This is a genomic window from Bacteroidota bacterium (assembly GCA_025059945.1).
In the GTDB taxonomy this organism is placed as follows: domain Bacteria; phylum Bacteroidota; class Rhodothermia; order JANXDC01; family JANXDC01; genus JANXDC01.
In genome coordinates this window covers 17,029-26,113 of the sequence record JANXDC010000004.1, presented here as the reverse complement: position 1 = coordinate 26,113, position 9,085 = coordinate 17,029, and the positions used below count along the sequence as shown (strand labels likewise).

Sequence of the window (9,085 nt, the reverse complement as noted above, 5' to 3'; positions counted from 1 at the left end):
CCCAAAGCCCGGGCACGCGGCCCGTCTTACTTGGAGTAGAGCTCGACGATGAGCGATTCCTTGAGGTTTTCTGGAATATCCTCCCGGGACGGCAGCTCCAGGAACTTGCCGGTGAGCGTTTTGCGGTCCACCTCCAACCAGGGGAACTGCCGCCGGGTGCGCTGGAGCGCTTCCCGGATCACCTGCAGCTGTTGGCTCTTGGGGCGCACCTGCACGATGTCGCCGGGTTTGAGGGTGTAAGAGGGAATATTGACCACCTGGCCGTTCACCATGATATGTCGGTGCACGACCAGCTGTCGGGCCTGCGCCCGCGTGCGGGCAAACCCCAGACGATAGACCGTGTTGTCCAGCCGCGCCTCTAGCAGCTGCAGCAGATTTTCGCCCGTGTTGCCCTTGCGGCGCTGGGCTTTTTCGAAGAGGTTGCGGAACTGCCGTTCCAGAAGCCCGTAGATGAATTTGGCCTTTTGTTTTTCGGCCAACTGCACGGCGTACTCGGATACCTTACCCCTTCGGTTGGGCCCGTGCTGCCCTGGCGGGTAGGGCTTGCGCTCCAAGGCCTTATTGGGGCCGAAGAGCGGCTCCCGATACCGTCGCGCGATCTTCTGCTTGGGACCTCGATAACGTGCCATGGTGCTTCGCCTATGTTGCGGTTAGACCCGACGCCGTTTGGGGGGACGGCACCCGTTGTGGGGAATCGGCGTCACATCCCGAATCGTGGCGATCTCCAGACCGGCCGTGTGCAGGGCGCGAATCGCGGCCTCCCGGCCCGAGCCGGGGCCTTTAACGAAGACGTCCACTTTGCGCAATCCCGCCTCATAGGCCTCCCGAGCCGCGGCCTGCGCGGCCATCTGGGCGGCATAGGGGGTGCTTTTGCGCGACCCCTTAAACCCTACGCGTCCGGCTGAGGACCACGCGATCGTGTTGCCGTAATTGTCCGTGATCGTCACGATGGTGTTGTTGAAGGTGGCCTGAACATGGGCCTGACCATGGGGCTCCACATGCAACTTCTTTTTCCGGGTGCTCCCCCTACTCTGTTGCTTGGCCATTGGGGTTCATCCTTTACTTCTTGGGCGCTTTCTTCTTTCCGGCCACGGTCTTGCGTTTGCCTTTGCGCGTGCGGGCGTTGGTGCGCGTGCGCTGGCCCCGAACGGGCAGCCCTTTGCGGTGACGCAGGCCTCGATAGCAGCCGATGTCCATGAGCCGTTTGATGTTCATCTGGACTTCGGTCCGCAACGGGCCCTCGACCTTGTACTCGTTGTTGATGATCTCCCGGATCCGGGCCAGTTCCTCGTCCGTCCAGTCTTTGACGCGCTTATGGGGATCAACCTGGGCCTTGGCCAAGATCTTTTCGGCGCTGGAGCGGCCTATCCCATAGATGTAGGTCAGACTGATCACCCCGCGCTTATCCCGCGGGATCTCCACACCAGCAATCCGCGCCATCGTTTACCCCTGCCGCTGCTTGTGTTTGGGGTTCTTCTTGTTGATCACATAGATGCGGCCTTTACGGCGCACAATCTTATCGTCCGAGCTGCGCTTCTTTACCGAAGCCCGCACCTTCATGACGCTCTCCTTATTTATAGCGATACACGATACGTCCTCGGCTCAAGTCATACGGGCTGAGCTCGACGGTCACCTTGTCCCCGGGCAGGATCCGGATAAAATGCATGCGCATCTTGCCGGAGATATGAGCCAAAACCTCATGACCGCTCTCTAGACGCACCCGAAACTGGGCGTTTGGCAGGGCTTCCAGGATTGTCCCATCCTGTTTAATGACCGGCTGCTTGCCCATGGGGGAGGCTTTCCGAAGCTAAAAGCTGTCCAATATACGAAAATGTCGTCAAAATTTCCGCCCCTTGATCGCGCACAACGATTACATGTTCAAAATGCGCCGACGGGCTGCCGTCAGCGGTCGCGATCGTCCAGCCGTCCTTGCGTGTTTTGACTTTCCAGGTGCCGCGGTTGACCATCGGCTCGATCGCCAAGGTCATGCCCGCAACCAGGCGCGGCCCCTCACCGGGGCGTCCGTAGTTGGGCACAGGGGGCTCTTCATGCAGGTGTCGACCGATGCCGTGGCCAACCAAGTCGCGCACCACATGAAAGCCGTGCGCCTCCACGTGGGCCTGTATGGCCGCCCCGATATGGCCCACCGTGTGGCCCGGAACGGCTTGCGCGATGCCCTTGTAGAGGGCCTCGTAGGTGACGCGCAACAGCCGCTCATTTTCAGGACTCGTTTCCCCCACCACGAACGTGTAAGCCGAGTCTCCGTAATAACCCTCCAGCAGGACCCCGCAGTCCACGGAGACTATATCTCCATAGACGAGCACCCGATCCCCCGGGATGCCGTGCACGACCTCGTCGTTTACGGATATGCAGAGCGCAGCCGGGAAGCGCCGGCCTCCGACTCGATAGCCCTTAAAGGCCGGAATTCCCCCGTGATCGCGGATATAGGCCTCGGCGATTGCGTCCAGATCGCGTGTGCGCACCCCCGGGACGATGCGTTGCGCCACCTCGGCCAAGGTGCGCCCCACAAGCTCGCAGGCGGCCCGTATGCGCTCGATCTCACGCTCGCTTTTGATCGCGATCATCGCGCCCCTAAAAGCCCGTCCGCCCGCGGATGCGTCCAGCCCGGCTGAAGCCCTCGTAGTGCCGCATAAGCAGGTGGCTTTCGATCTGCCGCAGGGTATCCAGGGCCACGCCCACGATGATCAACAGGCTCGTGCCCCCGTAAAACTGCGCAAAGCCCGGTGTAATCCCCACCCGCACGGCAACGGCGGGCAAAATCGCCACCAAAGCCAAAAAGATCGAGCCCGGCAGCGTGATCCGGGTCAGGATGTTGTCGATGAAATCCGCCGTCTGCTTGCCCGGCCGAATGCCGGGTATAAACCCCCCCTGACGCTTCATGGTGTCGGCCATATCCTTGGGGTTGACGGCGATGGCCGTGTAGAAATACGTGAAGAACACGATCAACACGGCGAACAGCAGCGAATAGCCCACCCCCGTGTGGTCGGCAAACCAGGCGCCCACGGTTTGCATGGCCTCGCTGTTGGGGAAGAAGGTGGCAATGGTGCTCGGGATAAACATGATGGACTGCGCAAAGATGATCGGCATCACCCCCGCGGCGTTCACCCGAAGGGGCAGATACTGGGTAGTACCCCCGTAGACTTTGCGGCCCACTACGCGCTTGGCGTATTGCACCGGAATGCGCCGGGTGCCTTGGGTTACGAGCACGACCGCGGCCACGATCAGGACCAAAACGGCAAGCTCGCTTAAGAAGATGATCAAGTTCGCTCGTGTGATGAGCTCGTTGTACAGATTCACGGGCAGCCGAGCCACGATCCCGACCATGATGAGCAGCGAAATCCCGTTGCCGATCCCGCGGTCGGTGATCCGTTCCCCGAGCCACATGACGAAGATCGTGCCCGCTGTGAGCACCACCATCGTGGTGAACGTAAACAGCCCGGGGCTGACCACGATGGCGCCCGGGAAGCGGCTGCGCAAATAGACGGCGTAGCCGATCGACTGCATGGCCGTGATCAGCACGGTTCCGTATCGGGTCATCTGGATGATCCGGCGGCGTCCCTCTTCTCCTTCGCGCTGCAGCTTCTGCAGGTATGGCACCACGGCGCCCATCAGCTGGATGATGATCGAGGCCGTGATATAAGGCATGATCCCCAGGGCGAAGACGCCGGCCTGACTGAAGGCCCCACCCACGAAAAGATCGAACATACCGAAGAGGTCGCTTGTGCGCTGCCCGCTGACTTCGTCGACAAGCCGGGCCGCGTCCACGCCGGGCAGGGTGATGTGGGCCCCGATCCGGTATACGATCAGGATCCCGAGCGTGTACAGGATGCGCTGCCGCAGCTCTTCGATCTTAAAAATGTTGCGCAGCGTCTCGGCGAACGTGCTCATGGCTTAGCCCCTGCTCTATGAGGCGATGGGCACAAATTGCCCACCGGCCGCTTCGATCTTCCGCCGGGCCGAAGCGCTGGCCGCATGGGCTTCAACACGGAGGGCCCGCGTGAGCTCGCCATCCCCCAGGATCTTGATCCGGTCCCGCTTTCGGGCCAGTCCATGCTGCATGAGCACTTCCGGGGTGATGCGGTCGGCCTGCAAACGGCCTGAGGCCAGCAGCGCTTCCAACTGCCCCACCGAGATCACGCGATAGACGACCCGAAAGGGACTGCGAAAACCCACCTTGGGCACACGACGCCCCAGGGGCATCTGGCCGCCCTCGAAGTGGGCGGGCATGGCTCGATCTCCGCTGCGGGATCGCTGCCCTTTGGTGCCCCGGCCAGCGGTCTTGCCATGTCCAGAACTCTCTCCGCGCCCGACGCGCTTGCGCTTACGGCGCGATCCGGGCGCATAGCGCAGGTTATGCAACTCCATGGCCGCTTGTTCCTTCCTCGATTGGGTGCACCTCGACCAAGTGCGCCACCCGTGCGATCATCCCTCGGATCGTGGGGGTGTCGGCGTGCACCACCTGCCAGTTGGGCCGACCCAGGCCTAAGGCGCGGATCGTGCGCTTCTGTCGCTCGGGCTCGCCGATGATGCTGCGCTTTTGGCGAATGAGCAGCTTCTTGGTCATCGCCTCTCCCCTCAGACTAACCATGAAACACCTTGTGCAGCGGTATGCTCCGACGTTGCGCCACAGAAACCGGGTCTTCTATCTGCTCCAAGGCCTTCAGGGTGGCCTTGACCACGTTGTGCGGATTGCGAGAACCCAGCGATTTCGTCAGGATGTCCGTATAGCCGGCGCTCTCCAGGACCGCGCGCACAGGGCCGCTTGCGATCACTCCCGTACCAGGCAGAGCCGGCTTAAGCAGGACTTTGGCCGCGCCGAATTTGCCTATGGCCTCATGCGGAACGGTCCCCCGCAAGATAGGGACGCGCACGATGTGCTTTTTGGCGTTCTCGACGGCCTTGGCCACGGCGTCGTTGACTTCGCGCGCCTTGCCCTTGCCGATCCCCACATGGCCCTGCCCGTCTCCTACAACCACAAGAGCGCTAAAGGAGAACCGACGACCGCCCTGCACGACCTTGGCCACCCGCTTGACGGTCACCAGGCGATCCCGCAGGTTAAGCTCGCCGGGTTTGATGAATTGGCTGCGTTTGGCTGACATAGCTAGGCTTCCACGTTAACGTTTCCGTCCTCGGCAGCGCTTTTCAGAAGCGCAGCCCCCCTTCGCGCGCGCCTTCGGCCAAAGCCTTCACCCGACCGTGATAGAGGTAGCCGTTGCGATCGAAAACCACTTTGCTGATCCCCTTGGCCAGGGCGCGCTCGGCTAAGCGACGGCCCACCTCGAAGGCGATCTGGGTGGGCGTTTTGCCCTCGCGCACAGCGCGCACCTCCGGCTCTAGCGAGGAGGCCGCCGCAAGCGTGTACCCCCGATCGTCATCTATGAGCTGCGCGTAGATGTAGCGATTGCTTCGGAAAACCGATAGACGAGGCCGTGCGGCCGTGCCGCGAACGCGGGCCCGCACGCGCATGCGCACCTTCTCGCGCCGCAGCCGTTTCTTCTTCAACCGATCCATTGCACACACACTCCTTTCCGCTTCCGGGGATTGCCGACCCACCGGAATTTATTTGCCCGCGGTCTTGCCCGCCTTGCGCCGGATGTATTCGCCTAGATAGCGAATCCCCTTGCCTTTATAGGGCTCTGGAGGGCGCAGGGAACGGATCTTGGCCGCCACCTGCCCAACTAACTGCTTATCGATGCCGGAGACCCGGATCAAGGGGTTCTTATCCGGGCTCGTGCCCACTTCCAACGTCACCCCCTCTGGGGGGATGAAGTACACCGGATGCGAATAGCCCAGGGCCAGCTCCAACATCGGCCCCTTCAGCGCAGCCCGGTACCCGATGCCGACGATTTCAAGCTCGCGGCTATAGCCTTCGGAAACCCCGCGCACCATGTTGGCCAGGAGGGCCCGATAAAGACCATGCAGGGCTTTATGCCGCTTCTGATCCGTGGGGCGCTCCAGGCGCACCTGCTGCTCTTCGAGCACCACCCGAATATCAGGGTCTACGGCCAACTCCAGGCTTCCCTTCGGCCCCTTGACTGTCACCACGTTGCGCGGGGATACCGAGACCGTCACCCCCTTGGGTAGGCTGATGGGTTTTCTGCCGATCCGTGACATAGCGCGTCCCCTATGGCAATCGGCCCGATAGGCCGAGGACCCGTGTTCAGTAGACGTAGCAGATGACCTCGCCCCCGACGTTTTGCTTTCGGGCCTCCTTGTCGGTCATGATGCCCCGCGAGGTCGACAGAATAGCGATCCCCTGCCCGTTGGCGACGCGGGGCATATCCCGAATCCCCCGGTAGACCCGACGCCCGGGTCTGCTTACGCGCTCCAGCCGCCGGATGGCCGGCTGGCCCGCGTAGGTGTACTTCAGATACAGCCGCAAGATGCCCTGCTTGCCGTCGTCGATGACGAGGTAGTTCTGGATATAACCCTGATCCAAGAGGATCTCCGCAATAGCCTGTTTGAGTTTGGCGTTGGGCGCATCTACATATCGGAGGCGCGCCCGATAAGCGTTGCGGATGCGCGTCAAAAAGTCCGCGATCGGATCCGTCATCATAGCGTTTCCATCCCCGTCGTTTGCGCCACGTCCCGTTACCAGCTGGCCTTGCGCACGCCCGGAATGAGCCCCTGCAGGGCCATTTCGCGGAAGCAGATCCGGCACAAGCCGAACTTGCGCAGGTATGCACGCGGGCGCCCACATCGCTGACAGCGGTTGCGTTGGCGCACCTTGAACTTGGGCTTCCTTTTAGCTTTGACGATAAGCGCCAGTCGCGCCAAGGCCTTTCCTCCTTACCCTTTTGTGTGTTTAGGCCGCGGCCGCCGCTTGCCCTTCGCGGCGCCGGAACGGCATCCCGAGTTCCTTTAGCAACTCATAGGCCTCTTCATCGGTTCGGGCCGTGGTCACGAACGTGATGTCCATGCCCAGGATGCGGCTTACCTTGTCGATGTCGACCTCGGGGAAGACTATCTGCTCCCGGATCCCCAGGGAGTAGTTGCCCCGGCCATCGAAGCTGCGGTCGGAGACGCCGCGAAAATCGCGCACCCGCGGCAGGGCCAGCGTCACGAGGCGATCGAAGAACTCGTACATCCGGGCCCCGCGCAGCGTCACCTTGCAGCCGATAGGCATGCCCTCGCGCAACTTGAAGTTCGAAATCGAACGCTTGGCGCGCGTGATCACGGGCCGTTGCCCCGTGATGAGCGCCAGTTGCTCGACGGCCTCATCGAGCACCTTGCGGTCGGCCACGGCCTCGCCCACACCCATGTTGACGACGATCTTCTCCAGCCGAGGCACCTGCATGATGGACTTGTACCCAAAGCGCTGCATCAGGGCAGGACGCACAAGCTCCTCATAGCGTTGTTGCAAACGCGGTTTTTCCATGGCCGTTTAGTCCAGTTCTACACCGCTTTTCTTGGCATACCGCACCCATCGACCCCGACCCGTGTTCGGGTCCACGACCCACTTACGCCCGATGCGGGTGGGCCGGCCTGTCTGGGGGTCGATGACCATCACGTTCGAAACGTGGATGGGCATCTCCCGAAGCAAACGCCCGCCTTGGGGATACTTGGGGCTAGGGCGCACATGCCGGATGCGCATGTTGACGCCTTCCACAAGCACCCGCTCCTTTTCTGGGAAAACGCGCAGGACCTTGCCCTGCTTGCCCTTGTCGTTGCCGGCGATAACGCGCACCAGATCGCCTTTCTTGATCGGGAGCTTCTTCTGCTTGTTGAACTTGCGCATACGTTCGATCCTTGCCTCAGAGCACCTCGGGAGCCAGCGAGACGATCTTCATAAACTGCTTCTCGCGCAGCTCGCGGGCCACAGGGCCGAAAATGCGCGTGCCGCGCGGCTCTAGCTGGTTGTTCAAAAGCACGGCCGCGTTGTCGTCAAAGCGGATATAGGAGCCGTCCTTGCGGCGGTATTCTTTCTTGGTTCGCACCACAACGGCTTTGGAAACGTCGCCTTTCTTGACAGCCCCTCCGGGAATGGCGCTTTTAACGGAGACCACGATGATGTCCCCGACTCGGGCGTAGCGACGTTTGGATCCTCCCAGGACGCGTATGCAGAGCACCTCCCGGGCCCCGGAGTTATCGGCCACCTTGAGTCGGCTCTCCTGCTGAATCATGGCACGTTCTCCTGCTGCGAAGCCCCGTTATTGGGCGCGCTCGATGATCTCCACCAGACGCCAGCGCTTCCGTTTGCTTAAGGGGCGGGTCTCCATGATGCGGACCAGGTCCCCCACCCGAGCCTCGTTGCGCTCGTCGTGCGCCATAAGCTTGGTGGTGCGCTTGACGGTCTTACCGTAAAGCGGATGGGGCACCTGCCGCTCCACGGCCACGACGATGGACTTCTGCATCCGATCGGATACGACCCGACCTATGCGCTCTTTACGGCGTCCCCGTGCTGCGTGCATACCTTATCCCTTCGCGCTCTTGCCTGGGCTGAGGTTCAACTGCCGCTCTCGCAGAATCGTGCGCAGGCGGGCGATCAGGCGCCGCTTGGTGCGCAGAATCGCGGGGTTTTCCAACTGCGCCACGGCGTGCCGAAAACGAAGCTGCTGTAGCTCCGTTTCCTCTTCCCGAATGCGCTGACGGATCTCTTCTGTAGAGAGCTCCCGAATCTCTCGGGCCTTCATCCCTTAAGCCCCCTCGTAATCGCGTCGGATGACGAACTTGGTCTTGATCGGAAGCTTGGCTTGGGCCAAACGCATGGCCTCCTCAGCCAGCTCCCGGGCCACCCCCGAAGCCTCGAACAGGATCCGCCCCGGCTCAACCGGAGCCACCCAATACTCGGGCAACCCCTTACCCTTACCCATGCGGACCTCTTGCGGCTTGCGCGTAATGGACCGATCCGGAAAAATACGAATCCAGATCTTGGCATCGCGACGCATCTTGCGCGTCATGGCCACACGGGCCGCCTCGATCTGCCGGCTGGTGATCCACCCCCCCTCGAGGGCCTTGAGGGCGAAGTCCCCGAAAGCGAACTCCGTACCCCGCTTGGCCACCCGGCGCACTTTGGGTCGGTGCATGCGCCGGAATTTGGTGCGCTTCGGCATCAACATGGCCG

General features: G+C 61.9%; 20 protein-coding genes. All 20 read right to left on the bottom strand.

Features of this window, described 5'->3' with window-relative positions; genetic code table 11:
• Positions 1-26 precede the first annotated feature (26 nt).
• The 20 genes from rpsD to rplP are packed head-to-tail and all read right to left on the bottom strand — an operon-like array spanning position 27 to position 9,080.
• Complete coding sequence (rpsD, locus tag NZ993_01995; protein MCS7154570.1) at positions 27-629, bottom strand: 30S ribosomal protein S4; 603 nt, start codon at positions 627-629, stop codon at positions 27-29.
• Positions 630-650: 21 nt separating this feature from the next.
• Entirely contained in the window at positions 651-1,046 is a 396-nt protein-coding gene (gene rpsK / locus NZ993_01990) for a 30S ribosomal protein S11 (protein ID MCS7154569.1), read from the bottom strand.
• A 13-nt stretch (positions 1,047-1,059) separates the two neighbouring features.
• Positions 1,060-1,440 carry a 30S ribosomal protein S13 gene (rpsM, locus tag NZ993_01985; protein ID MCS7154568.1) on the bottom strand — a complete coding sequence of 127 codons (381 nt, stop codon included), beginning with the start codon at positions 1,438-1,440 and terminating at the stop codon, positions 1,060-1,062.
• 3 nt (positions 1,441-1,443) lie between these two features.
• Complete coding sequence (gene rpmJ, locus NZ993_01980; protein ID MCS7154567.1) at positions 1,444-1,560, bottom strand: 50S ribosomal protein L36; 117 nt, start codon at positions 1,558-1,560, stop codon at positions 1,444-1,446.
• A gap of 10 nt (positions 1,561-1,570) precedes the next feature.
• The gene (gene infA / locus NZ993_01975) at positions 1,571-1,789 is read right to left on the bottom strand and encodes a translation initiation factor IF-1 (protein MCS7154566.1); all 219 of its coding nucleotides are present in this window, start codon (positions 1,787-1,789) and stop codon (positions 1,571-1,573) included.
• On the bottom strand, positions 1,767-2,585 hold the full coding sequence (gene map / locus NZ993_01970; protein ID MCS7154565.1) for a type I methionyl aminopeptidase: 819 nt from the start codon (positions 2,583-2,585) through the stop codon (positions 1,767-1,769). Before map ends, infA begins: the two co-directional genes overlap by 23 nt.
• A gap of 7 nt (positions 2,586-2,592) precedes the next feature.
• Positions 2,593-3,909 carry a preprotein translocase subunit SecY gene (gene secY / locus NZ993_01965; GenBank protein ID MCS7154564.1) on the bottom strand — a complete coding sequence of 439 codons (1,317 nt, stop codon included), beginning with the start codon at positions 3,907-3,909 and terminating at the stop codon, positions 2,593-2,595.
• Between the two features lie 15 nt (positions 3,910-3,924).
• The gene (gene rplO, locus NZ993_01960) at positions 3,925-4,386 is read right to left on the bottom strand and encodes a 50S ribosomal protein L15 (protein ID MCS7154563.1); all 462 of its coding nucleotides are present in this window, start codon (positions 4,384-4,386) and stop codon (positions 3,925-3,927) included.
• Positions 4,373-4,585, bottom strand: a complete 213-nt coding sequence (rpmD, locus tag NZ993_01955) for a 50S ribosomal protein L30 (GenBank protein ID MCS7154562.1) — start codon at positions 4,583-4,585, stop codon at positions 4,373-4,375. The genes rplO and rpmD overlap by 14 nt, the downstream gene beginning before the upstream one ends.
• A 16-nt stretch (positions 4,586-4,601) precedes the next feature.
• Complete coding sequence (rpsE, locus tag NZ993_01950; GenBank protein ID MCS7154561.1) at positions 4,602-5,120, bottom strand: 30S ribosomal protein S5; 519 nt, start codon at positions 5,118-5,120, stop codon at positions 4,602-4,604.
• Positions 5,121-5,163: 43 nt separating this feature from the next.
• The gene (gene rplR, locus NZ993_01945) at positions 5,164-5,532 is read right to left on the bottom strand and encodes a 50S ribosomal protein L18 (GenBank protein ID MCS7154560.1); all 369 of its coding nucleotides are present in this window, start codon (positions 5,530-5,532) and stop codon (positions 5,164-5,166) included.
• A 48-nt stretch (positions 5,533-5,580) separates the two neighbouring features.
• Positions 5,581-6,135 carry a 50S ribosomal protein L6 gene (gene rplF / locus NZ993_01940; GenBank protein ID MCS7154559.1) on the bottom strand — a complete coding sequence of 185 codons (555 nt, stop codon included), beginning with the start codon at positions 6,133-6,135 and terminating at the stop codon, positions 5,581-5,583.
• Positions 6,136-6,181: 46 nt separating this feature from the next.
• Positions 6,182-6,574: a 30S ribosomal protein S8 gene (gene rpsH, locus NZ993_01935; protein ID MCS7154558.1), complete on the bottom strand. Its 393-nt coding sequence runs from the start codon at positions 6,572-6,574 to the stop codon at positions 6,182-6,184.
• Between the two features lie 38 nt (positions 6,575-6,612).
• The gene (locus NZ993_01930) at positions 6,613-6,798 is read right to left on the bottom strand and encodes a type Z 30S ribosomal protein S14 (protein MCS7154557.1); all 186 of its coding nucleotides are present in this window, start codon (positions 6,796-6,798) and stop codon (positions 6,613-6,615) included.
• A gap of 28 nt (positions 6,799-6,826) precedes the next feature.
• A complete protein-coding gene (gene rplE / locus NZ993_01925) occupies positions 6,827-7,399 on the bottom strand; it encodes a 50S ribosomal protein L5 (protein ID MCS7154556.1) in 573 nt (190 codons plus the stop codon).
• A gap of 6 nt (positions 7,400-7,405) precedes the next feature.
• Entirely contained in the window at positions 7,406-7,759 is a 354-nt protein-coding gene (gene rplX, locus NZ993_01920) for a 50S ribosomal protein L24 (GenBank protein ID MCS7154555.1), read from the bottom strand.
• A gap of 16 nt (positions 7,760-7,775) precedes the next feature.
• A complete protein-coding gene (gene rplN, locus NZ993_01915; protein MCS7154554.1) occupies positions 7,776-8,144 on the bottom strand; it encodes a 50S ribosomal protein L14 in 369 nt (122 codons plus the stop codon).
• 27 nt (positions 8,145-8,171) lie between these two features.
• Positions 8,172-8,432, bottom strand: a complete 261-nt coding sequence (gene rpsQ, locus NZ993_01910; protein MCS7154553.1) for a 30S ribosomal protein S17 — start codon at positions 8,430-8,432, stop codon at positions 8,172-8,174.
• 3 nt (positions 8,433-8,435) lie between these two features.
• Positions 8,436-8,654: a 50S ribosomal protein L29 gene (gene rpmC, locus NZ993_01905; GenBank protein MCS7154552.1), complete on the bottom strand. Its 219-nt coding sequence runs from the start codon at positions 8,652-8,654 to the stop codon at positions 8,436-8,438.
• Between the two features lie 3 nt (positions 8,655-8,657).
• Complete coding sequence (gene rplP, locus NZ993_01900; protein ID MCS7154551.1) at positions 8,658-9,080, bottom strand: 50S ribosomal protein L16; 423 nt, start codon at positions 9,078-9,080, stop codon at positions 8,658-8,660.
• Positions 9,081-9,085 lie beyond the last annotated feature (5 nt).

What these genes read in the sequence shown, in the direction of transcription:
- rpsD (MCS7154570.1), bottom strand. Translation starts at nt 629, where the DNA reads ATGGCACGTTATCGAGGTCCCAAGCAGAAGATCGCGCGACGGTATCGG.
- rpsK (MCS7154569.1), bottom strand. Translation starts at nt 1,046, where the DNA reads ATGGCCAAGCAACAGAGTAGGGGGAGCACCCGGAAAAAGAAGTTGCAT.
- rpsM (MCS7154568.1), bottom strand. Translation starts at nt 1,440, where the DNA reads ATGGCGCGGATTGCTGGTGTGGAGATCCCGCGGGATAAGCGCGGGGTG.
- rpmJ (MCS7154567.1), bottom strand. Translation starts at nt 1,560, where the DNA reads ATGAAGGTGCGGGCTTCGGTAAAGAAGCGCAGCTCGGACGATAAGATT.
- infA (MCS7154566.1), bottom strand. Translation starts at nt 1,789, where the DNA reads ATGGGCAAGCAGCCGGTCATTAAACAGGATGGGACAATCCTGGAAGCC.
- map (MCS7154565.1), bottom strand. Translation starts at nt 2,585, where the DNA reads ATGATCGCGATCAAAAGCGAGCGTGAGATCGAGCGCATACGGGCCGCC.
- secY (MCS7154564.1), bottom strand. Translation starts at nt 3,909, where the DNA reads ATGAGCACGTTCGCCGAGACGCTGCGCAACATTTTTAAGATCGAAGAG.
- rplO (MCS7154563.1), bottom strand. Translation starts at nt 4,386, where the DNA reads ATGGAGTTGCATAACCTGCGCTATGCGCCCGGATCGCGCCGTAAGCGC.
- rpmD (MCS7154562.1), bottom strand. Translation starts at nt 4,585, where the DNA reads ATGACCAAGAAGCTGCTCATTCGCCAAAAGCGCAGCATCATCGGCGAG.
- rpsE (MCS7154561.1), bottom strand. Translation starts at nt 5,120, where the DNA reads ATGTCAGCCAAACGCAGCCAATTCATCAAACCCGGCGAGCTTAACCTG.
- rplR (MCS7154560.1), bottom strand. Translation starts at nt 5,532, where the DNA reads ATGGATCGGTTGAAGAAGAAACGGCTGCGGCGCGAGAAGGTGCGCATG.
- rplF (MCS7154559.1), bottom strand. Translation starts at nt 6,135, where the DNA reads ATGTCACGGATCGGCAGAAAACCCATCAGCCTACCCAAGGGGGTGACG.
- rpsH (MCS7154558.1), bottom strand. Translation starts at nt 6,574, where the DNA reads ATGACGGATCCGATCGCGGACTTTTTGACGCGCATCCGCAACGCTTAT.
- rplE (MCS7154556.1), bottom strand. Translation starts at nt 7,399, where the DNA reads ATGGAAAAACCGCGTTTGCAACAACGCTATGAGGAGCTTGTGCGTCCT.
- rplX (MCS7154555.1), bottom strand. Translation starts at nt 7,759, where the DNA reads ATGCGCAAGTTCAACAAGCAGAAGAAGCTCCCGATCAAGAAAGGCGAT.
- rplN (MCS7154554.1), bottom strand. Translation starts at nt 8,144, where the DNA reads ATGATTCAGCAGGAGAGCCGACTCAAGGTGGCCGATAACTCCGGGGCC.
- rpsQ (MCS7154553.1), bottom strand. Translation starts at nt 8,432, where the DNA reads ATGCACGCAGCACGGGGACGCCGTAAAGAGCGCATAGGTCGGGTCGTA.
- rpmC (MCS7154552.1), bottom strand. Translation starts at nt 8,654, where the DNA reads ATGAAGGCCCGAGAGATTCGGGAGCTCTCTACAGAAGAGATCCGTCAG.
- rplP (MCS7154551.1), bottom strand. Translation starts at nt 9,080, where the DNA reads ATGTTGATGCCGAAGCGCACCAAATTCCGGCGCATGCACCGACCCAAA.